Annotated in this window: 24 protein-coding genes, 3 pseudogenes and 1 riboswitch; of the genes and pseudogenes, 14 read left to right on the forward strand and 13 right to left on the reverse strand. The window is 46.4% G+C overall.

Annotated elements, in window-relative coordinates:
* Positions 1-100 precede the first annotated feature (100 nt).
* On the reverse strand, positions 101-511 hold the full coding sequence (locus RS881_RS43535; protein ID WP_315816516.1) for a MauE/DoxX family redox-associated membrane protein: 411 nt from the start codon (positions 509-511) through the stop codon (positions 101-103).
* A 707-nt stretch (positions 512-1,218) separates the two neighbouring features.
* A riboswitch (cobalamin riboswitch) is annotated at positions 1,219-1,440 on the forward strand.
* A gap of 311 nt (positions 1,441-1,751) precedes the next feature.
* Here RS881_RS43535 and RS881_RS43540 point away from each other — a divergent pair.
* A pseudogene (locus RS881_RS43540) lies at positions 1,752-2,566 on the forward strand (ribonucleotide-diphosphate reductase subunit beta).
* Positions 2,567-2,726: 160 nt separating this feature from the next.
* Positions 2,727-5,063 (forward strand): ribonucleoside-diphosphate reductase subunit alpha, encoded by a 2,337-nt coding sequence (locus RS881_RS43545; protein ID WP_315824796.1) that lies wholly within the window; start codon positions 2,727-2,729, stop codon positions 5,061-5,063.
* Positions 5,064-5,382: 319 nt separating this feature from the next.
* Here the strand turns inward: RS881_RS43545 and RS881_RS43550 are convergent, their stop codons facing one another.
* Positions 5,383-5,949 carry a hypothetical protein gene (locus RS881_RS43550; protein ID WP_315816517.1) on the reverse strand — a complete coding sequence of 189 codons (567 nt, stop codon included), beginning with the start codon at positions 5,947-5,949 and terminating at the stop codon, positions 5,383-5,385.
* Between the two features lie 661 nt (positions 5,950-6,610).
* Between RS881_RS43550 and RS881_RS43555 the strand changes: the two genes are divergently transcribed.
* Positions 6,611-7,675, forward strand: a complete 1,065-nt coding sequence (locus RS881_RS43555) for a PepSY-associated TM helix domain-containing protein (RefSeq protein WP_315816518.1) — start codon at positions 6,611-6,613, stop codon at positions 7,673-7,675.
* A 176-nt stretch (positions 7,676-7,851) separates the two neighbouring features.
* On the opposite strand, the gene RS881_RS60775 is transcribed toward RS881_RS43555, so the two are convergent.
* The 4 genes and pseudogenes from RS881_RS60775 to RS881_RS43575 all read right to left on the reverse strand — a co-directional run bounded on the left by RS881_RS60775 (position 7,852) and on the right by RS881_RS43575 (position 10,392).
* Positions 7,852-7,965: a universal stress protein gene (locus RS881_RS60775; RefSeq protein WP_350340012.1), complete on the reverse strand. Its 114-nt coding sequence runs from the start codon at positions 7,963-7,965 to the stop codon at positions 7,852-7,854.
* Positions 7,929-9,598 (reverse strand): annotated as a pseudogene (locus RS881_RS43560) (Nramp family divalent metal transporter). Before RS881_RS43560 ends, RS881_RS60775 begins: the two are co-directional and overlap by 37 nt.
* A 120-nt stretch (positions 9,599-9,718) precedes the next feature.
* Entirely contained in the window at positions 9,719-9,964 is a 246-nt protein-coding gene (locus RS881_RS43570) for a FeoA family protein (protein WP_315816520.1), read from the reverse strand.
* Positions 9,965-10,047: 83 nt separating this feature from the next.
* Positions 10,048-10,392: a metal-dependent transcriptional regulator gene (locus tag RS881_RS43575; protein ID WP_315816521.1), complete on the reverse strand. Its 345-nt coding sequence runs from the start codon at positions 10,390-10,392 to the stop codon at positions 10,048-10,050.
* A gap of 121 nt (positions 10,393-10,513) precedes the next feature.
* Between RS881_RS43575 and RS881_RS43580 the strand changes: the two genes are divergently transcribed.
* From RS881_RS43580 to RS881_RS43605, 6 genes and pseudogenes are all read left to right on the forward strand, one after another.
* Positions 10,514-11,071, forward strand: coding sequence for a hypothetical protein (locus RS881_RS43580; protein WP_315816522.1), 558 nt, complete (start codon positions 10,514-10,516; stop codon positions 11,069-11,071).
* Between the two features lie 35 nt (positions 11,072-11,106).
* A complete protein-coding gene (locus RS881_RS43585) occupies positions 11,107-11,538 on the forward strand; it encodes a hypothetical protein (protein ID WP_315816523.1) in 432 nt (143 codons plus the stop codon).
* 315 nt (positions 11,539-11,853) lie between these two features.
* On the forward strand, positions 11,854-12,021 hold the full coding sequence (locus tag RS881_RS43590; protein WP_315816524.1) for a hypothetical protein: 168 nt from the start codon (positions 11,854-11,856) through the stop codon (positions 12,019-12,021).
* A gap of 34 nt (positions 12,022-12,055) precedes the next feature.
* Positions 12,056-13,381 (forward strand): alpha-glucan family phosphorylase, encoded by a 1,326-nt coding sequence (glgP, locus tag RS881_RS43595; protein ID WP_315816525.1) that lies wholly within the window; start codon positions 12,056-12,058, stop codon positions 13,379-13,381.
* A gap of 132 nt (positions 13,382-13,513) precedes the next feature.
* Entirely contained in the window at positions 13,514-14,611 is a 1,098-nt protein-coding gene (locus RS881_RS43600; RefSeq protein ID WP_315816526.1) for a mucoidy inhibitor MuiA family protein, read from the forward strand.
* A 143-nt stretch (positions 14,612-14,754) separates the two neighbouring features.
* Positions 14,755-15,488 (forward strand): annotated as a pseudogene (locus RS881_RS43605) (mucoidy inhibitor MuiA family protein).
* On the opposite strand, the gene RS881_RS43610 reads toward RS881_RS43605, so the two are convergent.
* From RS881_RS43610 to RS881_RS43635, 6 genes are all read right to left on the reverse strand, one after another.
* Positions 15,455-15,817 (reverse strand): hypothetical protein, encoded by a 363-nt coding sequence (locus RS881_RS43610; protein ID WP_315816527.1) that lies wholly within the window; start codon positions 15,815-15,817, stop codon positions 15,455-15,457. The pseudogene RS881_RS43605 and the gene RS881_RS43610 overlap by 34 nt on opposite strands.
* A gap of 16 nt (positions 15,818-15,833) precedes the next feature.
* Positions 15,834-16,013 (reverse strand): hypothetical protein, encoded by a 180-nt coding sequence (locus tag RS881_RS43615; protein WP_315816528.1) that lies wholly within the window; start codon positions 16,011-16,013, stop codon positions 15,834-15,836.
* Between the two features lie 48 nt (positions 16,014-16,061).
* Positions 16,062-16,337, reverse strand: a complete 276-nt coding sequence (locus RS881_RS43620) for a hypothetical protein (RefSeq protein ID WP_315816529.1) — start codon at positions 16,335-16,337, stop codon at positions 16,062-16,064.
* Positions 16,319-17,140 (reverse strand): hypothetical protein, encoded by an 822-nt coding sequence (locus tag RS881_RS43625; protein ID WP_315816530.1) that lies wholly within the window; start codon positions 17,138-17,140, stop codon positions 16,319-16,321. The genes RS881_RS43620 and RS881_RS43625 overlap by 19 nt, the downstream gene beginning before the upstream one ends.
* A gap of 38 nt (positions 17,141-17,178) precedes the next feature.
* Positions 17,179-17,691: a hypothetical protein gene (locus tag RS881_RS43630; RefSeq protein ID WP_315816531.1), complete on the reverse strand. Its 513-nt coding sequence runs from the start codon at positions 17,689-17,691 to the stop codon at positions 17,179-17,181.
* A gap of 238 nt (positions 17,692-17,929) precedes the next feature.
* Positions 17,930-18,778, reverse strand: a complete 849-nt coding sequence (locus RS881_RS43635; protein ID WP_315816532.1) for a hypothetical protein — start codon at positions 18,776-18,778, stop codon at positions 17,930-17,932.
* A 192-nt stretch (positions 18,779-18,970) separates the two neighbouring features.
* Between RS881_RS43635 and RS881_RS43640 the strand changes: the two genes are divergently transcribed.
* The 4 genes from RS881_RS43640 to RS881_RS43655 all read left to right on the forward strand — a co-directional run bounded on the left by RS881_RS43640 (position 18,971) and on the right by RS881_RS43655 (position 24,216).
* Entirely contained in the window at positions 18,971-19,117 is a 147-nt protein-coding gene (locus RS881_RS43640) for a hypothetical protein (RefSeq protein WP_315816533.1), read from the forward strand.
* Positions 19,118-19,233: 116 nt separating this feature from the next.
* Positions 19,234-20,778 carry an SPFH domain-containing protein gene (locus tag RS881_RS43645; protein ID WP_315816534.1) on the forward strand — a complete coding sequence of 515 codons (1,545 nt, stop codon included), beginning with the start codon at positions 19,234-19,236 and terminating at the stop codon, positions 20,776-20,778.
* A complete protein-coding gene (locus RS881_RS43650; RefSeq protein WP_315816535.1) occupies positions 20,775-21,149 on the forward strand; it encodes an SPFH domain-containing protein in 375 nt (124 codons plus the stop codon). Before RS881_RS43645 ends, RS881_RS43650 begins: the two co-directional genes overlap by 4 nt.
* A 184-nt stretch (positions 21,150-21,333) precedes the next feature.
* A complete protein-coding gene (locus tag RS881_RS43655) occupies positions 21,334-24,216 on the forward strand; it encodes a reprolysin-like metallopeptidase (protein ID WP_315816536.1) in 2,883 nt (960 codons plus the stop codon).
* Between the two features lie 240 nt (positions 24,217-24,456).
* On the opposite strand, the gene RS881_RS43660 is transcribed toward RS881_RS43655, so the two are convergent.
* Complete coding sequence (locus RS881_RS43660; protein WP_315816537.1) at positions 24,457-25,224, reverse strand: FKBP-type peptidyl-prolyl cis-trans isomerase; 768 nt, start codon at positions 25,222-25,224, stop codon at positions 24,457-24,459.
* Between the two features lie 376 nt (positions 25,225-25,600).
* Here RS881_RS43660 and RS881_RS43665 point away from each other — a divergent pair, with 376 nt between their 5' ends.
* Positions 25,601-26,149: a TapB family protein gene (locus RS881_RS43665; RefSeq protein ID WP_315816538.1), complete on the forward strand. Its 549-nt coding sequence runs from the start codon at positions 25,601-25,603 to the stop codon at positions 26,147-26,149.
* Positions 26,150-26,160 lie beyond the last annotated feature (11 nt).

A 26,160-nucleotide genomic window follows, 5' to 3' on the forward strand; every position in this document is an offset into this window, starting at 1 on the left:
TGATCGGTTTCGTTCTTGAATAATGAATCCTCAATAAAAAAGGGTGAATAGCAGGGAGAGTAGGAAGAACAGCTTTCACGCGTATAACTGCAAGGAGTAATTACGACTGCGGCAAAGGAGTGGTATTTCCTATCGAAGCAGCCGGCGGTCCTCGTCGGCGCTTCTTTTCCAACATAATGGCCCAGGCACTAAGCAATACAAAAAGGAGGTTAAAGGCAATGTGTACACCCCACGACATATCTTCCAATACCCCACCACAGGAGCAGGGAATGTCTTCATAAAAACTTAACATCCCAATAATGTACAAGGTAAATAACAACATCAACCCAAAGGAGGCATACAAGCCAGCCAGGCGCAGGAATGACAGGGACAGCATCACTGCAATAAGGAGCTCCGTAGCCGGCACGGACCATACCAATATACCGGCAAAAGGAGCTATGATGGGTGATTCACTAAGGCCGAATCGAAAATTATCAAAATCATTCAGTTTGGCCAGTGCAGCATAGACCATCAGTAGGATAAGGAGCAGGAAATGATCCCTACTATGAAACTTTTGTTCATTGACTGTAACGGTTTCTTAATGTTTGAAGGCTTTACATGGGTACAGTACGGACAACCGGCAGTTCGGCATGTATATATTAGGTGAATAGATTCACAGGTACGGAACTAATCAGTAGCCTGAGTAGCTGTAAAGGGGTTAAAAAGAGAGGGTCTATCAATTGATGAGCTTACTGCAGCAATTTCAAATAACCCGGACCGGCGAATACATAAGCTATCGTAGCGTTCCCGTTTTTAAAAGGAAAAAGGGTCCGGGTTATTGAAATTGTGTAGTTTTTCTCATGATCATGTGGACCTTTTGGTTTCCCAGGTCCGCACTATAAATTTCTTTCTTTATTCGCTAGCTTGTTTTAGATAGCCGGAGTAAAATTTTCATAAATGACCACTAAGCCAATTGTTAACATTGGGTTAAGTGATTTTATGTAGAAAAGCTGGAAACTGATGCGGCCGGGAAGCTGCGCATTCCGGGAGTCGAAAGGGCGAAGCACTAACCCAAAACCGGGCAAACAAGGAAATCCCTGGAAGTAGTAATGCAAAAGGGCGAAAAGCCCATGCAGCGGGCCTCTTGAAAGTTGACCATTCAGCCCGTAAGATTTATCCACCCCTGTTACTAAGTTAATTTGACCTACCCCGCCACGAGGATTAAGTTTGTATTCGCTCTTTTACAAAATATTGTTTCGGTGACTGCCTATCTTCCTCAAAAACAGGAGCTTAGGTAGGATTAAAAGGGAACCATGTGAAAATCATGGACTGTTGCGCAACTGTGAATTCCGTGAAACAAAAAACGTGAAACGTCTAAAAAGCCTGCCCCATTAAACGGCAGCTTTCACGTCTCACCTTTCACGAATAAAGTCAGATACCTGCCATACAATTTGGTGCCACGCCTTCGCATTAAAGGTTATTGCACTGCTATACAATCGTACACTGCCCTACCCCTACCCCTTCGGGCGGTGTCGCGATTAGGTATTGTGTCGTTCCCTTTTGTAACGGGTGATTTTTGGTTCCATCCATGGAAGTATATTTCCATTGAGGGACATCGTCGTCCCTATAGCAAAGTGGCAGTAGACAAAGAGGATAGAAAAAGGACTAATTAAATACTATTTGATACCATGACCAACGAAAACGAAATACTACTACAGGAAAACAAAGACCGCTTTGTTATTCTGCCCATTAACTATCCCCGCGTGTGGGAAATGTACAAGAAGCATGAAGCCAGTTTTTGGACCGCCGAAGAGATTGACCTCAGCGGAGACCTCCAACACTGGGCCAACTTAAACGACGGAGAACGTCATTTTATTTCACACGTCCTGGCCTTTTTTGCAGCCAGCGATGGCATCGTGAATGAAAACCTCGCCGTCAACTTCATGAGCGAAGTACAGTTGCCCGAAGCACGTTGCTTCTATGGCTTCCAGATCATGATGGAAAATATCCATTCCGAAACTTACGCCCTCCTCATTGATACCTACATTAAAGATCCACAGGAAAAACACCGCCTATTCCATGCCATTGATACCGTACCCGCGGTAAAGAAAAAGGCCGAATGGGCCTTACGCTGGATCGAGAATGGCACATTTGCCGAAAGACTGGTAGCATTCGCCGCCGTAGAAGGCATCTTCTTCAGCGGTAGCTTCTGCTCTATCTTCTGGATGAAAAACGCGGACTGATGCCAGGCCTTACTTTCAGCAACGAACTCATCAGCCGCGATGAAGGCCTCCACTGCGAATTCGCCTGCCTGCTGTACAGCATGCTGAACAATAAAATGAGCCAGGAAGAAGTATACGCCATCATTGGCGATGCCGTGAAGATTGAAAAGGAATTCATCACAGAAGCCCTTCCCGTAGACCTGATTGGCATGAATGCCAAACTGATGCAGCAATACATTGAATTTGTGGCCGACCGTTGGCTGGGCGAACTGGGCTACCCCAAAATGTTCAACAATACCAACCCCTTCGATTTCATGGAAATGATCTCCTCGAAGGGAAAACGAATTTCTTTGAAAAGCGTGTAGGTGATTACCAGAAAAGCGGTGTAATGGGCAGCAAAGAATCACAAAGCTTTTCACTCGAAGAAGATTTCTAAGTTACAGACACTAATTACTCATCATAAATACTACTAACCCATGTACGTAATAAAAGAAACGGCAAAAAGAATCTGTCAAGTTCGACAAGATCACTGCCCGCATAGAAAAACTATGCTATGGGCTCGACAGGCGGTTTGTAAACTCTATCGATGTAGCCAAGAAAGTAATTGAAGGATTGTACGATGGCGTTACCACTACCGAACTGGATAACCTGGCTGCCGAAACAGCAGCTTCCCTTACCGTAAAACACCCCGACTATGCATTGCTCGCCAGCCGTATCGCTGTCAGCAACCTGCATAAGAATACCATAAAGAGCTTTTCCGGCACCATGGAACTGCTGTACAACTGCCGTGACAGCAAAGCAGGTAAAGCCGCTCCCCTCCTGGCCGACGATGTATGGCACATCATTCAGCAACATGCCGAACTGCTGGATTCTACCATCATCTACGATCGCGATTATAGCTTTGATTATTTCGGGTTTAAAACACTTGAAAAATCATACTTGCTGAAGGTAGATAACAAAGTAGTAGAGCGCCCCCAACACATGTTCATGCGTGTATCTGTAGGTATCCATAAAGAAGATATTGACAGCGCTATCAAGACCTATCACCTGATGTCCGAGCGCTGGTTCACACACGCTACCCCTACCCTGTTCAATGCCGGCACTCCCAAACCACAAATGAGCAGCTGCTTCCTGCTCACCATGAAAGAAGACAGCATTGACGGTATTTATGATACACTGAAACAAACAGCCAAGATCTCCCAAAGCGCTGGTGGAATTGGTCTTTCTATACATGGTATCCGCGCTACTGGTAGCTATATCGGTGGCACCAATGGCACCAGCAATGGTATCATCCCCATGCTGCGGGTTTTCAACGATACAGCGCGTTATGTAGACCAGGGCGGCGGCAAACGCAAAGGTGCTTTTGCCATCTACCTGGAGCCCTGGCATGCTGATGTATTTGAATTCCTCGACCTGCGTAAAAACCATGGTAAGGAAGAAATGCGGGCAAGAGATTTATTCTACGCCCTGTGGATTCCCGACCTGTTTATGCAACGCGTAGAATCCAATGGCGATTGGAGCCTGTTTTGCCCCCATGAAGCACCCGGTTTACATGAGTGCTGGGGTGAAGAATTCGAGAAACTGTACGCCCAATATGAGCAGGAAGGAAGAGCAAGAAAAACAGTGAAAGCACAAGACCTGTGGTTTGCGATCCTCGATGCACAGATTGAAACCGGCACCCCTTATCTGCTATACAAAGATGCTGCTAACCGAAAATCGAACCAGCAGAACCTGGGAACCATCAAAAGCAGCAACCTGTGTACCGAGATCCTGGAATTTACTTCCGAAAATGAAGTGGCAGTTTGTAACCTCGCTTCACTGGCCCTCCCCCGCTTTGTGACCAATGGCGAATTTGATCATCAGAAATTGTATGATGTTACTTACCAGGCTACCAAGAACCTGAATAAGATCATCGATAATAACTATTATCCAGTAGAAGAAGCCAGGACATCCAACCTGCGCCACCGGCCTATTGGATTGGGTGTACAAGGTTTAGCAGATGCCTTTATCCTCATGCGCCTGCCTTTTGAAAGTCCCGAAGCCAAGCAATTGAATAAGGAAATCTTTGAAACCATCTATTTTGCGGCTATGACCGCCAGTAAAGACCTGGCCAAAATAGAAGGTGCGTATGAAACTTTTGCCGGCTCACCCACCTCCAAAGGCCAGTTCCAGTTCGACCTCTGGAATACAGAACCTACCCTGCGCTGGGATTGGTTCCGCCTGAAAGATGAAGTAGTAAAACATGGTATTCGCAACTCTTTGCTGGTAGCCCCAATGCCTACCGCCTCTACTTCACAGATCCTGGGCAACAATGAGTGTTTTGAACCCTATACATCCAACATTTATGTGCGTCGCGTACTGAGTGGTGAGTTTGTAGTGGTAAACAAGCACCTGCTGAAAGACCTGGTAGAACTGAACTTGTGGAACGATGACATGAAGAACAAGATCATCACCCACAACGGTTCTATCCAAAAGATCGACGGCGTGCCTGAGAATATCAAGAATATTTACAAAACGGTTTGGGAGATCAAACAACGTACATTGATCGATATGGCTGCCGACCGTGGCGCTTATATCTGCCAGTCTCAATCACTGAACCTCTTTGTCGATACGCCTACTACCGGTAAGCTGACCTCCATGCACTTCTATGCCTGGAAACAGGGATTGAAAACAGGTATGTATTACCTGCGTACAAAAGCAGCTTCACAAGCCGTTCAGTTCACTGTAGAAAAGCAAGGCGGAAAAATGACAGAGCCATTAACAGACAACCATTCACTGAAAGTGGTGGAAGGCGAATTGGATGTCATTCCTGTTGGCGCCACCTGTACCATGGAAGAAGGTTGTGTTACCTGCAGTGCGTAAGGAAGAAAGAATTCAGAAGACAGAAGAATACAGCATTCATAGATTTTTAAAGCGCTCTCTTCTATTGGGAGCGCTTTTTCATTTTAGGAGCAGCCCTTTCACTCACAATTCCCCTCCCAAAACCTGGCGCAAGTTATGCAGCTTGGCCCAGTGCGGTAGGGTACTTGTGCCCCTCAAACACCCAAACCTTATGCCACTAAAACTCAACTCACCTTTACCACTGCCATGGCCTTCGTAGTAGGTACATTGTCTACTTGCCCTTTTTCCGCGCCAGCTGCACCCAGAAACACTATCCACGGCGCAGTGGTGGCTGGCATCGCTACCTCAAAGTGAAAAACCCGCTGCGCATCATCATAAGAAACAATAGCGCCACGCACTGTTTCCTTTTACAACGACCATTTTCGAAATCAGGAAACAATACCGTCACACTCAATTGATAACCATCCAGGAAATTCTTCCTATCCCATTTCGGTTGTTGATCCAGATGAATAGCTACCTGCATCTTCTTGCGTTTCGCAACCACCGCTACCGAAAACTGATTGCGCAATACCTTATCCAACGAATACTGCCGGCTGCATTCCAACCCCAAAAGTCCCTTTAAACTAAAACCTTTATCCTCCTTCAATTGTTTTCTAAACAGGCTCAATAGGTCTGTCCATAAGCCGCCATCCTTATGCTCATTGCAGATAGCATCAAAGATCAGCTTGGCAGGTTTATTGCTGCTTAATAATTGCGCCGAACTCTGTTCCATTTGCTGATTCAAGGTAACTGGTGTATAAGTTCCTCGCCTCGCCCGTACATGGGGCTTGTAGCGTTTGCTGCGAACCACCGTTACGTCCAGAATCGAACCTTGCAACTTAATGACAGAAGGTCTAAGCTTTGCCATAAAACATAGTTTTTAATGATGAACGATAAATCGGGGGATCACTATACTTAAATATGAAAACACATGATACTTGGATTTAATAACTATTGCCTTTTTAGCTGTTTTAATTACTCACTACAGCGATATTACAGCGACCGAATAGCGGCCTTTTAGCGAGCTTTCAGCGACCATTTAGCGACCTTATAGCGACTTTCCCTTCTGTTACACCCTAAGTACTCCCTGGGTAAGTCCTGGTTGCTCCCTGGGCGCCGCCACATAGCTGCCTGGTCCAGGCCATATTCCCCGGTCGCCACCCAATAATTATTTACCTTCCCCAATCACACCTCCCCGCTCGCAGCTATAAGCTCGTAACTTGCCTCCCCCTCCCCTAATCCACGCAATCAGCGATTAATCAGTGAAATCAGCGAAATCAATTATAATCCGTGTAATCAGCGATTAATCTGTATTACTGTATTAATCAGCGAAATCAATTACAATCCGTGTAATCAGCGATCCATCTGCCCCAATCAGCGAAATCTATTTCAATCTGCGTAATCAGCGATTAATCTGTATTACTGTATTAATCAGCGAAATCAATTAAAATCCGTGTAATCAGCGATTCTTTCCCAATCGCGTAAACAGATTTCCCGAATGCGAAAACCAGCCTTATTAAATTGCGGCCATGTCCGTTAAAAAGATCATTGGTAAGGTTCATCTCTGGCTTGGCCTCGTATCCGGCTTACTCGTTGTGATTATAGCACTCACAGGTTGCCTCTATGCATTCCAGGAGGAGATCCAGAACATGACCCAGCCCTACCAGTATGTAAAAGCGGAAAACAAGCCTTATGTTCAACCTTCTGCATTAAGGTCCATTGCCGAGGCCCAATTACCCGGAAAAAATATTCACAGCGTGGCCTATGGCAAAAAAACCGATGCTGCCAAAGTATCTTTTTATGCCTTTGAGCCCGTGGAGTATTATTATATCGTATACATCAATCCCTATAGCGGAGAAGTACTGAAGACAGAAGACATGGACGCAGGCTTTTTCCGTTGGGTGCTCAATGGCCATTTTTACCTATGGCTGCCTCCTGCCATTGGTCAGCCCATAGTAGCCAGTGCCACCCTCCTATTTGTAGTGATGATGATCACCGGCATTATCCTTTGGTGGCCCAAAAACAAAGCTGCCCGCAAACAACGTTTCAGTATCAAATGGAATGCACGCTGGCGCCGGGTTAATTATGACCTACACAACGTATTTGGTTTTTACATGACCTGGGTAGTCATTTTCCTCGCATTGACCGGACTGGTATGGGGGTTCCAGTGGTTTGCCAAAGCCGCCTACTGGACGGCAGGAGGCGAAAAATCAATGGTCTATCAGGAGCCTTTATCCGATACCACCCAAAAAGCCCTTTACCAGCAGCCCGTAGATGTAATATGGAACCAGTTGCAGCAGGAAGCAGCGAGGGTGGAAACCATCGAAATGCACTTCCCAACCTCCGATTCTGGCGCTATTGAAGCAGCACTCAATCCAGATGCGAAAACCTACTGGCAAACAGATTACCGCTATTACGACCAATATACCCTGAAAGAAATACCCGTGGCCCATATCTGGGGAAGAATGGATAAGGCCAAAACAGCCGATAAGATCTTCCGCATGAATTATGATATCCATACTGGCGCTATCCTGGGATTACCCGGCAAATTCCTGGCATTTTTGCCAGCCTGCTGGCAGCTTCTCTCCCCGTAACCGGCTTCATGATCTGGCTGGGAAGACGGAAGAAAGCTAAACAGACAGGTGCTAAAAAACAGCCCATTATGGTCAGAAATCCGGAATTGGGAGTCCAGGGCTAAGCTTGGAAAGTTAAGCGCAGCCCCTCATCAATGCAGTAAAGGAATATAGATTCACCAATTCTTACATACCCCCTATAAATTCACCACCAGTACAGGTATCGTCAATTCGTGGCGTACTGAGTTGATCGTTTCCCCGTACAGCCAATCTTTCACCCCTGTATGGCGGTGGGCGCCAATAACCAGCATATCAGCCCCTGGTCTTTCACCAATCTTACGATCTCTTTCGCACGATGTCGGAAGCCCAGGTGACCAGAGGCCACAAAGCCCTGCTCTGTCAATTGCCGGATATAGAATTGTAACCTTTCTTCATCTGCACGCGTTTCAAAATCATCACTTTCCTGCCCCAATATCCGCGCAGTAGGGCTTTCTACAATGTGGATCAGTACATACTCAGAATCTTGCTTGCCCTGCCCAATCGCATGCGCCAGGACCGCCGAATCATGTTCTCCAAATTCCAGCGCTACCGCCACCTTTTTATACGTAGGTACTACCAATGGCTTCAGCCCGGCAACATCCGGGTGCATCTGTATCGAAACAGGTTTCCTTCTTTTACTAAACAGGGGATAAAAGATCGTATACAGCAATAACAAGAGGAAGAGCAAACCACCCAATACGATCACAATTTTCCATACAAGATTGCCAGGGTGATCAAATACTTTACCTGCCTCATTCGCCACCATCTTAATATTGAGGTATACCAGTACCGTGGCAATGAGCCAGGCAGCTGCCTGCACAATGGGTTTAATGGCAAAAGCGCCCATCGTCTTTTTATCACTCACAAAATGGATCAGCGGAATAACAGCAAATCCCAATTGCATACTCAGGATCACCTGACTTAGGATCAGCAGGTAATCCACTTCCTTATCGCCAAAAATGTAGATGACGATGATGGCCGGTACGATGGCCAACAAGCGCGTAAGCAAACGGCGGATCCAGGGATTGATGCGCAAGCGCAAATAACCTTCCATTACAATCTGTCCCGCCAACGTTCCCGTTACAGTAGAGCTTTGTCCGGCTGCAATCAGCGCGATAGCAAACAATACCGGGGCTACTTTTGATCCCAATACACCCGATAATAGTTGATGCGCATCTTTGATCTGATCCACCATAATGCCATTTTTAAAGAAGGCAGTAGCTGCCAGTACCAGGATCGCCGCATTGACCAGGAAGGCTATATTGAGCGCAATGGCCGAATCGACAAAACTCCATTTCAGCGCCTGTTTGATCCCCTTATTCGTCCGGTCGATCTTGCGCGTTTGTACAAGCGCCGAATGCAAATAAAGATTGTGTGGCATCACCGTAGCCCCAATAATACCAATAGCAATATACAAAGCTTCGTCATTGGGAAACGTGGGCACAAAACCAGTAGCTACTTCAGCCAGGTCAGGCTTTACCAGCAATATTTCCACAAAGAAAGAAAGCCCTACCACCGCCACCAGGCCAATGATAAACACTTCCATTTTACGCATCCCAAGTCGCTGCAGGTACAACAACAACAACGTATCCAATACAGTAATCCCCACACCCCATATAATAGGAATGCCCGTAAGCAGGTGAATACCAATCGCCATCCCCAACACTTCCGCCAGGTCCGTAGCCGCAATTGCTACTTCCGCCAATAGGTATAGAAAGAAATTAACCGTCTTAGGGTACGTCTCCCGGTTGGCCTGTGCCAGGTCGCGGCCCCTTACAATACCCAGGCGGGCAGAAAGACTTTGAGCAACAAAGCCATGATATTACTCATCAGTAATACCCAAATGAGCGCATATCCAAATTTGCTACCACCTGCCAGGTCAGTGGCCCAGTTGCCGGGGTCCATATACCCTACACTTACCAGGTAGGCAGGTCCAAAAAAGCCAGTATCCTTTTCCAGCCAGTTGCTTTTTTGTTAACGTCTATAGATCCATGTACTTCGCTAAGTGACTGTTCATGTTTTAATCTATTCATCATACTTTACAAACACATTTTTGGCTACATGCTCGCTTACAGTAACGATCAATTGGTTCTTAAATTTTAATTCCAGTGAGCTGTCAAAGGCGAATTTCTTTTTAACTTCTATCCTGGTGCCCAGGGCAATTCCCTTATGACTCAACAATTCGAGCATTTCGGGCGATTGATCGCCAATGCTGCTTACCTCCGCTACTTTGTTTAGCGGCAGGTTGAGCAGATCTACCTGTTTGGGCAACGTAAATTTGCCATTGCTGTCTGGTATCGGATCACCATGCGGATCTGTTTTCGGAAAGCCCAGGTATTCATCCAGCCGGTCAATCAGTTTTTACTGCTGATATGTTCCAACTCTTCCGCAATCTCATGTACCTCATCCCAGCCAAAGCCTAATTTCTCTACCAGGAAATATTCCCATAAACGATGTTTGCGAATGATCTGCAAAGCCACTTTACGCCCTTCATGACTCAACTTGAACCCCTGGTATTTTTCATACAACAGCAGCTTCTGCGCCTTGAGCTTTTTCAACATATCTGTCACAGAAGCAGGCCGCGTTTGCAATTCATTGGCTACATCATTCGTAGTTACAATTCCATCCGCCTTCTGAAGATGGAAGATTGCTTTCAGGTAGTTTTCCGTACTACTGGAGTATTTGACAACTGTACTCATTTAACAGTACCTAAATTTAATTTTAGACAAATCTAAAATTAAATAATCAAACTAAAAACACAATCTTTTCAATGAGTGAGGGGATGTACTACTTTTAACCGTGAATGTTTTAACCCGGTATATGAAACAATCTCTTTTCTGGATACCCGTTCTGCTGTTGATCGTTGCCTGTAAAGGAAAGAAAACATCATTGCAGGATGAGGAAACCGTGACGATTAAGGAATTCATTGAGTTTTTCCCCGAATCCCCACTGCCTATCCGGGTAGCAGACACCACCCTGGTAAAAAAGTCAACAGATTCCCTGCAAATTGGGTATAAGATATTTAAGCAATTTATTCCCGACAGCCTTCTCCAAAATGATTTCGGCAAGGGCGTAGTACCCAAAATATTCCCCTTAAGCAGAACCCAGGAAGATGGTAAGGAAACCTACCTGTTCATTAAAGCCACCACCGGCGTTAAACGCGTTGCCTATCTCGCCTGTTTCAATAAGAAAAATGAATTCCTCCAAATGCTCCCACTCGTAAAAACAGGCTTCGACCAATATTCATCAGCTTATGGGGCATTGGACAAGAAATTTCAGATCACTACCTACCACGAAAAAAAAAGAAGGCCAATAATGAAACATCCTTCAAACGAAATGTCTACATCTTCAATAGCAGCGCCAATGAATTCACGCTGATACTGACCGAACCCAATGAAGAGATCATTGAAAATGTGATCAATCCCATTGATACCTTCCCTGCCAAAAACAAGTTTTCCGGTGACTATGTAAAGGACAAAAAGAATTTTATCTCAGTGCGTGATGGCAAGCGGTCCACAGAGCCCCTTATTTTTGTTCACTTCGAGAAAACAGATTGCCGTGGCGAGCTGAAAGGAATGGCCCGCTTTGTATCGCCTGCAGTGGCTGTGTTCCAGGAAAGCGGCAATCCTTGTACCCTGGAGTTTAACTTCAATAATAACCGGGTAGCGATGAAAGAAACAGGCGGATGCGGTACTTATCGCGATATCAAATGCTTTTTGAAGGCACCTATCCTAAAAAGAAAGCACCCGCCAAGCCTAAATCCGGGAAAAATAGGCCCCCAGGCAATCCAATATCCTCCGCTGGTACCCTGCCAATCAGGCCAAGCCGGCGCCCTCAAACAATAAGCCCTTTCCTATTGCGTTGGTACACAACTAAACCAAGTGCTGTAAAAAGCTACACATTTAGTTTTTTACCATTATATTGCACCACTTTTGTGTCTAAAGTACACAATACAGGCCAGGGATTAAACGAGGCCTGCCAAACAGGTTGACCACCTGTACCAATCAACATTCATGAATAATTGTATTATACCATATGAGTTTTATCAATTTTAAAGTACCGTACCAGACCGATGAACGTTTTGCCAGACGCGTAGCCTATTTTTCGATGGAGTTTGCCATACACCAGCCCTTAAAGATCTACAGTGGCGGCCTGGGCTTTTGTCGGGATCACACCTCCGCAGTGCTTATGAGCTAAAACAAAACCTGATTGGTGTAGGTATCTTATGGAAATACGGTTATTACGACCAGGCACGCAACCAGGATCAGACCTTGCAAGTGACCTGGATGGAAAAAAAACAACAGTTTTCTGGAAGATACAGGCATTAAATTCCAGATCATCATACACGATCATCCCGTATGGGTGAAGGTTTGGTACCTGAATCCGGAAACATTCAAATCAGCTCCCCTGTTCCTGCTAAGCACCGACCTGCCGGAAAATGATTATGTATCCCAAACCATTACACACCGGTTATACGATGCCAATGTGGCTACCAAAGTAGCCCAATTCATCCTGCTGGGTGTGGGAGGTGCTAAATTGATCGATGAGCTCAATTTTAACCCCGACCGTTACCACCTTAATGAGGCACATGGTGTTTCTTCTGTCTTCTACCTGTACAAGAAGTTTGGAAATGTAGAGGAGGTCAAGAAACGACTGGTGTTCACGACCCATACTCCCGAGGAAGCCGGAAATGAAAAACATGATATCAACCTCTGCCATAAGATGAGCTATTTCTGTGGCCTGGGGCTCGATGAGGTCCGCAAGTTGACCGGGTTGCAGGATGATCAATTCAATCACTCCCTCGTAGCCTTGCGCTTTGCCCACATGGCCAATGGTGTATCGGCCCTCCATGGTGAAGTATCCCGGCAAATGTGGAGTAAATATCCCGCCATCTGCCCCATCATTTCCATCACCAATGCACAGAACTGGACTTACTGGGCCGATAAACAATTGTATAAAGCCTCGGGCGAAAACAATGACTACTGGTTTGATGATCGCAAGAAGTACCTGAAAAAGCGGGCTTTCGAGATCGTAGCCGACCAAACAGGAAAGATCTTTGATCCCAATGTATTGACCATTGTATGGGCGCGTCGCTTTGCCGGTTATAAAAGGGCTGAATTCCTGACCAGGGATAAAGCACGTTTTGAGCGCTTATTGTCCAATACCAAATATCCGGTGCAGATCATCTGGGCAGGCAAACCCTACCCCATGGATTATCCGGCCATTAACGAATTCAACAACCTGGTACACCTGAGTAAGAACTATAAGAACGTGGCCGTGCTGATTGGCTACGAGCTTACTTTATCCAAACGCATGAAGCAGGCTTCGGATATCTGGCTCAACAATCCCCGTGTGCCGCGTGAAGCATCGGGCACCAGTGGTATGACTGCAGCTATGAATGGAGCTGTTAACTTCTCCACCGATGATGGCTGGATACCAGAATTCATGGATCATGGGCACAATGGTTTTGTAGTACCTAAGGCCGATTATGGACGGATGAATGTACAAGAACAGGATGATTACGATTACAACAAATTGTACGATATCCTGGAGCATGAGATATTGCCCTTGTACTATGACAATCATGATACCTGGCGCAAAGTGGCGCAAAATGGTATGCGTGATGTACGCTTCCGTTTTGAAGCAGGCCGCATGGCAACTGAATATTATGAGCTGCTCTATAAATAAAGGCAACTACTAACAAGTAATTATAACGCATCCGGAAGTATGTTACTACCTAAATAACCTACTTCCGGATTTTTCTTTATGTAATCTTTCCCAACTGTGCATCCATAATAAGAATCACCTAAAACGCTTATTATGAAGCATATTTCCTTTGTAGTAGTATTCCTGTTGGGCATGTGGATGCAAACCCAGGCCGGTAATGAGAAAAACATAGTAACAGCCAACCTGAAATCGGCTACGGTGTATCGTGCAGGAGCCGAATTGACACATACTGCCAAAGTATCACTCGACCAGGGTAATAACGAGCTGGTCATAGATGGCGTCAGCAACCGGATCAATATGAACAGCCTCCAAATTGGCAATGATGGCAACGTCACCATCCTATCCTCTACTTTCTCTACTGATTTCCTCAGGCCCGTACAGAAAACGAATACCACAAGACGACTGGAAGATTCATTAGAATCAGTCAATAAAGAACTGGCTACTGTACAGGTAGCCATTAAGACCGACCAGGAATTATTGGATTTATTAAAAGCAAATAAAACGATCGGCGGCACTCAGACTGGATTAAGTGTAGCCGAGTTGACCAAAATGGTAGATTATTACCGGACAAAAACACTGGAGCTGCAAAAAGAAATGGGCCAATACCGGGAAAAAGAAACCAAATTCCTGGACCTGATTGCAAAGCTAACCCTGCAGATCAAAGAAGAAGAGCAAAAGAATACAAAAACAGTAGGCAAGCTAATATTGCAATTGTATAGTCCGGCGGGAGGCACTTATAACTTTACCGTTTCCTATATCACCCCACTGGCTTCCTGGCAGCCTACCTATGACCTTAAAGTAGAGAATATCAACAAACCAGTTAAACTTTCTTATAAAGCCAAACTAACCCAAACAACGGGCATCGACTGGCAGCGTGTAAAATTAACACTGGCCACCTCAGCTCCCAACCAGGACAACAATGCACCGGTATTAAAAAGCTGGTTCCTGGCCTATCAAAACCCCGCCGACATGCAACAGACGCTTGCCGGCAGAGTACCGGGTATCGCTATCCGGGGTGAATCTTCCCAATTGAATGAGGTGGTTGTTGTAGGTTATAGTTCCAGATCCAAAGAAGAATCTTCTGACACAAGAGACCAACTTGAACCTGTATACATCCTGAATGGGAATATTATCAGTAAGAAAGACTACAATAAGATTGATCCCAGGGCAATAAAAACGTGGAAGTATTAAAAGATGCTTCCGCCACTTCACTGTATGGCAGCCGTGCAGTTGCTGGAGCCATTGTAGTTACCCTCAAAAACGAATTGAGTGATTATGTGTCAGTAAATGATAATGAGCTAAACGTCACCTTTGAAATTGACCTCCCTTATGATGTGCCTACCAATGGAAAAGAGCAACAGGTATCATTGAAAGAATTTACCGTACCGGCTCAATTTAAGTATTATACCGCACCACGTGTAGATAAAGACGCCTACCTGCTGGCAGATATTGCCGATTGGGAAAAACTGAACCTATTGCCCGGCGAAGCCAATATTATTTTAGAAGGTACCTATATTGGTAAAACACAGATTGATCCAAACGCTACCCTGGATACATTGAATTTTACCCTGGGTAAAGACAAGCGGGTAGTGGTAACCAGGGAAAAGCTCAAAGATTTCAGCAGCGTGAAGTTCCTGGGCAGCAATAAGAAACAGGTCTTCACCTATGAGATCACTGTGAAGAATAATAAAAGGAAAATGTACAGCTGATGTTGAAAGATCAATATCCCATTTCCACCAATAAGGATATTGAAGTTGAGTTGATCGACATCAGCGGCGCCAACAACAATACAGAATTGGGATTACTCAACTGGCTCACAGAACTGGCGCCAGGAGAATCCAAAAAGTACCGGGTAAGCTATAGTGTAAAAATACCCCAAAGACAAAGTGGTCAATGTAAATTAAACATCCCATGCCGTTTAGTTAGAAGGCTGTTACCGGTTACAAAGGTGGGCCACTCTGCAGCGCTGCATCCGCCGGGCGGCAGAGTGACTCACCTTAAAGGGGCAAAACCTAACACCACGTCATTAGTTGATCATTTGCCCGCCGGAAACACGAAACTGTTATAAGTAGCACACTCTTCAATAAGCTCACGATAGTAGCTGTTGTCAAACCCCTTGCGCTTTAGCAAGGTGGAATAATGACCAACATCGGCTATCCTGGGCTTTTTCTTTATGCCTGCTGCCTCCTGGTACCACCCGTAATTGCTGTCGCAGTGCAGGGCCATAAATGCGCATTTGGAAGCCAGCTCCTTATCTCTGGTCTTCCAGAAAGCTTTTAAATAATACTCCCTGGCCCTGCTACAGCCATAATAATTTTCCTTAAAACCAAGGTCGGCAGGGTCATTGTCTGTATCACTAATATCGTTCCCTGACGACCAGGGCTTGATAGGATCCAATGCCTGCCATACCAACTTAGGTTGTAGTAAGCATTGGCCAATTGGTGATAATACCTGGCGGCGTTTTTGGGTTCTTCCAGCGCCTTCTTTTTAACTGTATCATGGCTTCAACAACCTGCGGTTTGCTATAGTTCTTTTCAGTAGCCTGCCTCATCCGGGGAAAATTGATATTGAGGTAAAAAAGGATCGCCCTCAATATAAGTACTGTAGGGCTCCTGTTTCCAGAAGGAGGCAGGTATTTGTTTCAAAACCAGGAGGGCCTTTTCCAGGCTATCCTGCCTGATATACCAGCCGGCTTGCAGGTCTCGCAACTTGTTGCGGTTCCAGCCTTCCGCACCATCCAAGCCCCAATCCCTATAATGCCAGGGGCGCCCAACACGCCCTTGGTGACAAACTGCTCAAAGGATGTTGGGTTTTCCTTGTTCAGGATATGCAGCATATCGTCATAATCGGCAGCAGTGGCTTTTTGCCATATCCATTCATACACCGATTTATAAGCTCCTATGGGCAGCTCTCCCAAGGCCCGGCGGGTTTTGCCCAATAGTAGCAATCCTTTTGCCCTTTCCCTCTTTGTATCAGTTTACGGCCGGTATACAATATCACCTGATCGCGCATCAGGTCGGGATTATGCAAGCCTGTTGTGGAAGCGGACGCTAGCAGGAGCTGCATTAATTTATGCTCGGATGTTTTACTAAATGAGGCATCCATTTCCAGCGTTAGCAGAAAATCATTGATCAACAATTGGGTTTTAATATTGGCCGGGAGCCGCGGCAAACGTTTGGCCTGCGAAAGGTATTGGCGCGACTCATTGTACAACCCTTGTGTAAATGCCAGGTGCGCAGCATAAATGTGCAACAAAGCCCGGTCTTTACATTTTCCTTCTGCCAGCATCAGTTTCACAAAATCATAGAGTTCACGCGTATAGGCAATATCCCTTTTATAATTTTCCTTCAGATCGGGCTCGTAATCAATCATGAATCGATTATACGAGGCAGGACCAAACCCCGTTACTTTATTGGTAAGCAACCAATCTTCCGTTTTATTGATCTCCCGCAGGATCAAAAATGACAGCTCTTTATAACCCGGCTCCCGGTTATAAATGAATTTTATATTGTGCAGCGTACGGCCGGGATCCCTGAAGGCACGCATGGCATATAACACCGTACGTTCATGGTCATTGGCCGCCAGGGGTAGTATCTTTTGGAGCGACGCGGCGCCAAAGTCTAGCAGGCAATACTTGCGGTTAAAGGTGGACTGATCAAATACGCGGGACAATAGGTAATACCTTTCTTTGGTAGACGCATGGATGGCCCGTTCATACAAAGCAGCGGGCTTGATCCAACTATTGGTGTTTACACCGGCTATTTTTCTTCCCAGGTTTTGGTCAATAGTTTGCCATTTCCATTGTAACCATACAACCGCATCAGTTGATAAGCAGCCCTCAAACGGATATCAGTGTTGGTGGAAGCATTGTACAAGGCCATAGCCTCCTTGATCAGCCGGTCGAGATTGGGATCGGGGTATTTGTTTTCCTGCCAGGGATCGGGATTGCCGGCATAAGCTTCTATCTTTTTAGCCAGGTGCATGTATTGCAACAAGGTCCGGTTTTGGGGCTGCTTCAGGGCCCTCACAAAGGAATTTGTTTTAGTTAATTGCGCGAAGTCGTTTTCAAATGCATCGGGCTCGGTATGGTAAAGTATCGTATCAATGTCTTGTTCATTCGCTTTGTTACCCACCAGCGCTTTCCATTCCTGCACATTTTGCTGGTAGTGAAAGGGAGCTGCATCAGGTGGGTCCTGGGGCCAAATATCACGCATGGAAAAAAAGAAGGGGCTCAGGTCTTTTGATTGGTCAGATCGGGTTGCAGCAGCCAAAACCGGTATTCACCGGGCCAGGTATAATTGGCACAGGCCCGGGCCATCTTTTGGGCAATACCAGCAAGAGACTACAACTAAAAACCAGTATAAACCTGTTGAAGGGTTGCATGCGAGTAGTTTTTTATTTCGGCTTCAGAAAGTTCAAACAGCGAGACGGTAAAGGAGTCGGTATTCACAGCTTTAGCAGCCAGCCTGGCTACTTTCAACAACGTCTTTTCATCTATCTGCTCTAGTCTTATCTCATCCCCTGGCCGGAGAAACAGCTCATAAAAAACCGTATCAGCAGTAACCTTCCAGGTATTGGGGGTGCATAACGGAGGAAACTGCTTTTTCGGAGCGTATCGGCCTGTAGTCTATTCTCTATCTGGTAGAACTTCCCTTGCCTGAAAACAATGCCCCAGCTATAAGCAGGCAGTGCAATGTCCAATGGCAAAGGGTAAGCGCCACTACCAGTAAAGTACTTTTTTGCCTGTTCATAATCAAAGATGGAGTTAGTAGCCTGGTGGTCTGTTAGCTTTTCCACATTGTATACCATCAGCATGCCCCTGTTAACCGGCGGCACGCCTGTTTTACCAGGGTATTTGTATTGGTGCAGGCGAACGGTGGCTGAGAGGGCTATTGCCCGGTTGCCGAGTTGCTGCCGTACTTGCTGAAGAAAGTAGAAGTATTTGTTTTTGGTACTACCACTCCAGTCACAATCAAATTGTAGCTCTACCGGGATAGGATAGGGAGCATCACCAAAAGGGTATACCAGCGGGATAGCCATCGTATCAAAGCCTGGTATACATTTGCGTAAGATACGGGTAGCCAATAAAGGGATCTCGGAAGAGTCGATCTGCTGGAATGTTTTGTTGGTAATGAATACTACGGGCACTACTACTAAGGTCAGGCTATCATTACGCCGTAAGTTGAAAGCTGTCTCATGCACCGGCGTAATGGTAAGCGGAAAAGCGTGGCTGGCTATATTCCAATCAATATCCAGGCATTTGGCATACAATTTTTGAATGCCCTGCTGCCGTAGATAGGATGTTTCGGTCGAAGCCAGATAAGTATCACTACGCCAGTAGTAATAACCACGGGTCACCTTCTTTTCTTTGCAGGAAAAAAATAAGGGCAACAGCAAACTCAGCATGAACAGGGGGAAAACCGGGGAAGGGTCATAAGGATGACAGCCACATTTTACAGGTTACTGTCATTATTCCAAATATACTACAACGTTGTACCGTTTTGCAAATGCCCGATAGTTAAAACTTATCTAAAGACAAAATTTTGCCAGTTGCTATGGAATTCCAAAACCAATCTCTACCTTTGGGTATTCAATTTTCCGGTCATGGAAAAAGCACCGTTTAGCAGTCATTACCTGTCACTCTACAAAACCATCCGGTTTACTATCTACAACACCTCCCCTCCCGGTTCGCTGTAAGTATACCGTTTAATTATTGGGCGCCTCAATGCCCTTCAACCCGTGGTATTCCAATTTGGCAATACTGCCTGGTTGCTTATTGACTATTCACGCATTTTTAACCTTCATTAAATAAAATGGAAACCCAAACACTTATCAAGTGGGCCATGCTCATTGGCATACCCCTTATTGCCCTTGTTTTATACAAGTTCATCCTTCGCTTCTTCTTTGGCCTTGTCATTGTTCCGGAAGACCGTATTGGCCTGGTGACCAAAAAGTTCGTGTTATTTGGCCAGCAAGAATTGCCGGAAGGCCGCATCATCGCTACCAAAGGCGAGGCCGGCTTCCAGGCCCAAACCTTACCGCCAGGCGTTTATTTCTGGAAATGGATCTGGCAATATGAGATCACTTTTCAACCTTTTACCGTGATCCCTACCGGCAAACTAGGCCTGGTATTGGCCAAAGACGGCATGGAGCTCGAAACCGGCCGTATATTAAGCCGTAAAGTGGAGTGCGATACGTTCCAGGATGCTGCAAACTTCCTGCTGAATGGCGGCCGCAAAGGCCGGCAAACGGCCTTGATCCCACCCGGGTCTTACCGGATCAATACCTTCCTGTTTGAGATCGAAGTGTATGATATGACCACCATCCCCGACAACGCCGTGGGTATTGTAACCACCCTGGAAGGTAAACCATTGGAAGAAGGTCAGATTGCCGGAAAGATGATCGGTATACACAACAGGTTCCAGGATGTTGATACTTTTCTCGAAAACGGCGGTTATAAAGGTTTACAGGAACAGGTGATCCTGGCAGGTTCCTATTTCCTCAACCCCTGGTTTGCCCGCGTTGAAATGGTCAGGATGACAGAGATCCCCATCGGCTTTGTAGGTGTTGTTATATCCTATGTGGGCGATGATGGGGTGGACCTTAGTGGCGCCGAGTTCAAGCATGGCAATATTGTATCCAAACAACAAAGAGGTGTTTGGGCCGAACCACTGGGCCCTGGTAAGTACCCCATCAATTCGCATATCATGAAAGTGGAGTTGGTGCCTACTACCAACCTGGTACTGAACTGGGCCAGTGCGCGCAGTGAGGCGCACCAGCTCGACAAAAACCTGTCTACCATCACCGTACGCAGCAAGGATGGCTTCACCTTCAACCTCGATGTATCGCAGATCATCCATATACCCACTAACGAAGCGCCGAAAGTGATTGCCCGCTTTGGCAATATGAGCAACCTGGTAACCCAGGTATTGGAGCCTACCATTGGCAACTACTTCCGCAACTCGGCACAAGGCGCCGAAGTGATTGACTTTTTAACCAGTCGTAAAGAAAGGCAGGAATCGGCCCGGGAGCATATCGGCCATGTATTGGACCAATACAATGTGTTTGGGGTCGATACCCTGATCGGTGATATTGTACCGCCTGAATCCTTGATGAAAACGCTCACCGACCGGAAGCTGGCGGAAGAACAGAAGGTAACGTATGAAACGCAGCGGCTGGCACAGGAAACCCGTCAGGCACTGGAAAAGGAAACGGCCATCGCCGAGATACAGAAAGAGGTTGTGAAAGCCGATCAAGGGGTATTGATTGCAGAACGCATTGCAGATGCATCGGTTAAGAAAGCCACCGGTGATGCCAACAGTGTAAAGATCAGGCAACGGCGGATGCCGAAAGATTGAAACTGCTGGCGGGTGGTGAGGCCGAAAAGACAAGGTTGCTGGCAAAAGCCGATGCAGAAAAGATTGAATTACTGGCCAGAGCAGAGGCCGGGAAGATATCCCTTACCGGTAATGCAGAAGCTGAGAAGATACTGGCCATTGGTAAATCTTCGGCCGAAAGCTATAAATTGGCAGTGGAAGGCATGGGTGGCGACAATTTTACTCAGCTAAAAATAATGGAATCCATAGGCGCTCAACAGGTTAAGATCATGCCGGATGTTTTAATAGGTGGTGGCGGAGAAGGCAATGGTGCAATTAATGGCCTATTAGGATTGCAACTGTTGGAACAATTACGAAAGAAATCGGATAGTGGTGATGGTAATAACAATTAAGTAATAATAAATTAACCTTTTATGGAAGCATGTTCAGAATGATGGACATGCTTCTATATTTATATAGTAATAACACGATGCTTCAATCGGTAGTTTATGAAAGGTGCAAAACATTTACCCAAACGCCCTTGGGCAAACGATTATTATTTAACTTATATTTAGGTACAACAAAAACCTACGTCACATGAAAAAGATTACACTACTCTTTGCATTAGTGTTGGTTGGATTTAGCGCGCTATCGCAGCAAGGCGATGAATGGGCGCCCGTCAATGAATCCACCATCACCAAAAACCTTTTCACTGTCCACATCAAGCCTACAGCTTACCGCATTTACCGCCTGGATGAATTGTCTATCCAACGCACCTTACGCAATTCGCCTTCAGAAACAAAGGTTTCTGCGGCACAATCTACTTTCGTTATCTCAGTACCCGTTGGAGATGGCAAGCTGGAACGTTTCAGTGTAGTATCAGCTCCCGTAATGGACGCCAGGCTGGCTGCACGTTATCCCGAGATCCAATCCTATGCAGGTCAAGGCATTGACCACCCTGGCTCTACCATCCGTTTTGATGTATCCCCACGCGGATTTCACGGCATGATCTTATCCTACGACCGGCCCACTATTTACATTGATCCGGTAGACCGGAACGACAAGTACTACGTGGTGTTCTCACGCCAGGATGTAATTGATTACCGGAATGTTTTTCAGTGCTTCACACAGGAAGGCAACAAAACCCACCAGCCATCGGTCAACATGCCCGGCGAAGCATTGCGCGGTGCCGATGATGGCAGGTTACGCACCTACCGCCTGGCACTGGCAGCTACCGGTGAATACTCCACCTACTTCCTCAACGGTACAGAAACAACCGATGCACAACGCAGGGCCAAAGTGCTGGCTGCCATGAATACGCTGATGACCAGGACGAATGGTATCTATGAGCGTGATTTTGGCATTCGCATGAACCTGATCGCCAACAATGACCTCATCATTTACCTCAACGCTTCCACCGATCCCTGGACCACTGAATACAATACCAAAACGCAGCAAACAATCGATGCTGTGATCGGTAATGCCGGTTATGATATTGGCCACCTCGTACACAGGGGTTCCAATAATGGTAATGCCGGTTGTATAGGCTGCGTTTGCGTAACCGGTTCCAAAGGCAGTGGCTTCACTTCCCATACCACGCCCGAAGGCGATCCTTTTGTGGTGGATTATTCAACCCATGAAATGGGCCACCAGTTTGGCGCCAACCACACCTTCTCTTTCCAAACAGAAGGTACAGGCGCCAATATGGAACCAGGCAGCGGTAGTACCATCATGGGTTATGCAGGTATTACCGGGGCTACTACCGATATACAGCCCCATAGTGATGATTATTTCCATGCCAAAAGTGTGGAACAGGTAACTGATTATGTAAAAGGTGCTACCGGTGGAGGCTGCGCCGTAGTGACCATTACCGGCAATGCCACGCCTACAGCCAATGCAGGCGCCAATTACACCATTCCAAAGTCAACACCTTTTGTACTTAGCGGAACAGGTAGCGACGCTGATGCGGCAGACGTATTAACTTATACCTGGGAACAATATGATAATTATGCTTCCGGTTCCTCTACCGTTCCTTCGGCAACTGCTACTTCGGGGCCGCAGTTCCGCAGCGTAACCTATTCCACCAGTTCTTCCCGGCCCTTCCCCAACCTGGCTTCCGTATTAGGTGGTACCAATACCAATAAATGGGAAGTGCTGCCATCCGTAGCACGTACCCTCAATTTCAGGTTCACGGTACGGGATAACCATAGTGGTGGCGGCAATAACAACAGTGATGATATGCAGGTGGTCATTTCTGCTGCTGCAGGTCCATTTGCCGTTACAGCACCCAATACCGCCGTAACCTGGGTGCCAGGTACTTCTCAAACCATTACCTGGAGTGTGAATAGCTCTAATGCAGCGCCTGTTAGCTGCGCTAATGTAAAGGTGAGTTTATCAACGGATGGTGGTACAACCTTCCCCATCGTACTTTTGGCCAGTACCCCCAATGATGGATCGGAAGCCATTACTGTGCCTAATAACCTCACTACAACTGCCCGGGTAAAAATCGAAGCAGTAGGAAATATATTCTATGATATTTCCAATGTCAACTTTACCATCAGCAGTACGCCACCTGCTTGTACAGCGCCTGGAGGATTAACAGCTTCAGCTGTTGCCGCTACCACAGCCACAGTAAGCTGGACAACCGTAAGCGGGGCCAATAACTACGATGTAGATTATAAGACTACCGCCTCTGGTACCTGGATCAATGCAGCTACTGCAACAACCAGTACCTCAGTCAACCTAACTGGCTTAACGGCTTCTACCACTTATGATTGGCGTGTACGGGCCAATTGTACATCGGGTACAAGTTCATATACTGCAGCCCAGTTTACCACTACCGCTACAGGATGCGCCAGTGCTTATGACAATGCTACCAATGGCAACTTTGCCGGGGCCGTCACCGTTCCGTTCAATACCAATATTACCGGCCTCATCAGCCCAAGTGGGGATAATGATTATTATAAATTTGTGATCACCACCGGTGGAACCATAACCATCACGCTGAGCACACTGCCAGCCGATTATGATATCCGCTTGTTCAACAGTGCCCAAACACAGGTAGCTATTTCCCAGTTGGGAGGCACCAGCAGTGAAACCATCAATTACACAGCGGCAGCCGGCACTTATTATGTACGCGTGTATGGTTACAGCAATGCCAACAATGCAACGGTTTGCTATACCCTGCGCGTAGCCCTCGGTACAGCTTCCAGAGCAGGAGCACCTGAGTATACCGGTGCATTTAAGGTAAATATATTCCCCAATCCGGCTGTCAGCACCCTGAATGTGAATATAGCTGGCGCCACTTCACGGTCTGTTATTAAGGTAGTGGATGTGAATGGCCGCCTGTTGATCACTAAACCGGTAGCAGAAGGCAATACCTTACTGGATGTTAAGTCCTTGACCAAGGGCGTATACCTGGTACTGGTAACAGATGAACAAGGAAAGGGAATCTATCAGTATAAGTTTATGAAGGAGTAGGAAGGCTTAGAATACAGGATTTAGCATACAGGAGACAGAATACAGCACACAGAATTTGTTGATACTTGTATTGCATACCTGCGTTCTTACGACGTAATCTACGTTAATTCATAAAAGCAAGAGGTCCGAATGAATATCATTCGGACCTCTTGCTTTTTATCCAGACTGAAATTAATTAAGGAGTAAACGATCGCCTCCTGTATTAATTCTGTATTCTAAATTCTGTCTCCTGTATTCTTATTACTGCTGCACAGGCTGAGGCTGTTGCGTCTGCGGCTGCTTTACTATTTCCAGCAGTTCTACTTCAAAGATGAGGGTAGAACCGCCTGCAATGGGGCCATTGTCGGCATCGCCATAACCCAGTTCAGCGGGGATGAATAATTTCCATTTGCTGCCTACGGGCATCAGTTGCAGGGCTTCTGTCCATCCGCGGATCACCTGACCCACGCCAAAGGTGGCTGGCTGGCCATTGTTGCGGGAGCTTTCAAACTCTTTTCCATCAATAAACGATCCTATATAATGGCATTTTACCTGGTCGGCGGGTGTTGGCTTGGGCCCTGTACCTTCCTGGATCACCTGGTATTGGAGACCGCTGGGCAGGGTTACTACCCCTGCTTTGGTTTTATTCTGCGCCAGGAAAGCCTGTCCAGCCTTTTTAGCACCGGAGGCTTTTTGACTGCGGGCGGATTGCATATGGTTCATGATACAGCCGTTGGCCTGTTCTTCATTCAGTGCGGGGGTACCTTTACTGGCATCAGAAAGGGCTTTGAGCACCAATTGGTTATTGATTCCTGTAACGCCCTGTTGTTTATAGAAATTGGCAATACTTAGGCCAATAGCGTAGCTGAAGGAGTCTGTCGAGTTTTTCATGGCTACGGAGGTAAGGCCTGTTTTGGGCTTTGCCGTACCTGGTTTAGCTGCAGGCTTACCCGCTGCAGGCTTTGAGGTTTGTCCAAAAGCGGTGGCCGCTGCAAAACAAGTCACTATAAAAAAACTGGTTCTTTTCATTCAATTGTTTTTAAGGGTCCAAATGTAGGAAAACCAATCAGGAAAACAAGCCTGCGGCACCTGATTTACGGGCCAGCGGCCTGCCAGACAGGCTGGGCGCCCTACAGCCTCATACAGGCGGCCAGGGATAGCCGGGGGAAGGCTGGCGGAATGAGGATTCTTTATTAAAAGGGGCTTTTGTATAAAAGCTATACCGGCTTGTATAAAACCCGCGAACGGCGCTGGCCTGGCAGCTACTTTTAACGGATCAATTAACAATTAAATAGCCGTTGATGAAAAAAAGTAGCCATGTACACGCTCCTATTGATGAGCAGCCCCTGGTGTATGCACAAAACTGTGGGGGCTTATTCTACCTAAAAACAAAGGGACCATTGAAATGACCAATTATGACGGCAATGGAACGGTAACGGGAACGGACAGTTACCGGATAACAAGTGTTCAGGGAACGGGCAATGAGATCAACTCCAATGCACAAATAACCAAAAGCAAGGGAGGGAAAGTAAGAGAAGAGCAAGGTACTTATTACTGTTCCGGTGGCATCTTGAAAGTGTCGGTAGGGAAATCTAAAAAAGGGGAGGAATTTTTCCTGGTATACCCACCTGACATGAGGCCAGGACAGGTGCTTGGCCAGGACATAGATTTTGAAATGGAATCAATATCGGATGGAAAGAAAGTAAAAGTGCGGATAAAGATCAACAACAGAAAGGTAGCCTCCTTGGATGAGAAAGTAACTACTGATGCGGGCACCTGGAACTGTGTAAAGATCTCGTACAACCTGGATATGCGTTTTAGCATGGGGCTGTTCAGTATCCCCATCAAGTTAGAGGTGCAAGAATGGTACGCGCCGGGAAATGGGGTGGTGAAAACGGAATCCTTCAAAAGTGGTAAACTGGAGGAACGGAGCCTGCTGACAAAAATACAATGATACTATTAACC

Origin of the sequence: Paraflavitalea speifideaquila (assembly GCF_032395985.1) — a bacterium.
Classification (GTDB): Bacteria; Bacteroidota; Bacteroidia; order Chitinophagales; family Chitinophagaceae; genus Paraflavitalea; species Paraflavitalea speifideaquila.

Coding starts and splice junctions, on each gene's coding strand:
- RS881_RS43645 (WP_315816534.1), top strand. CDS start 19,234: ATGGAAACCCAAACACTTATCAAGTGGGCCATGCTCATTGGCATACCC.
- RS881_RS43600 (WP_315816526.1), top strand. CDS start 13,514: ATGAAGCATATTTCCTTTGTAGTAGTATTCCTGTTGGGCATGTGGATG.
- RS881_RS60775 (WP_350340012.1), bottom strand. CDS start 7,965: ATGCTGGTTATTGGCGCCCACCGCCATACAGGGGTGAAAGATTGGCTG.
- RS881_RS43535 (WP_315816516.1), bottom strand. CDS start 511: ATGGTCTATGCTGCACTGGCCAAACTGAATGATTTTGATAATTTTCGA.
- RS881_RS43655 (WP_315816536.1), top strand. CDS start 21,334: ATGAAAAAGATTACACTACTCTTTGCATTAGTGTTGGTTGGATTTAGC.
- RS881_RS43550 (WP_315816517.1), bottom strand. CDS start 5,949: ATGGCAAAGCTTAGACCTTCTGTCATTAAGTTGCAAGGTTCGATTCTG.
- RS881_RS43555 (WP_315816518.1), top strand. CDS start 6,611: ATGTCCGTTAAAAAGATCATTGGTAAGGTTCATCTCTGGCTTGGCCTC.
- RS881_RS43665 (WP_315816538.1), top strand. CDS start 25,601: ATGACCAATTATGACGGCAATGGAACGGTAACGGGAACGGACAGTTAC.
- RS881_RS43575 (WP_315816521.1), bottom strand. CDS start 10,392: ATGAGTACAGTTGTCAAATACTCCAGTAGTACGGAAAACTACCTGAAA.
- RS881_RS43580 (WP_315816522.1), top strand. CDS start 10,514: ATGAAACAATCTCTTTTCTGGATACCCGTTCTGCTGTTGATCGTTGCC.
- RS881_RS43660 (WP_315816537.1), bottom strand. CDS start 25,224: ATGAAAAGAACCAGTTTTTTTATAGTGACTTGTTTTGCAGCGGCCACC.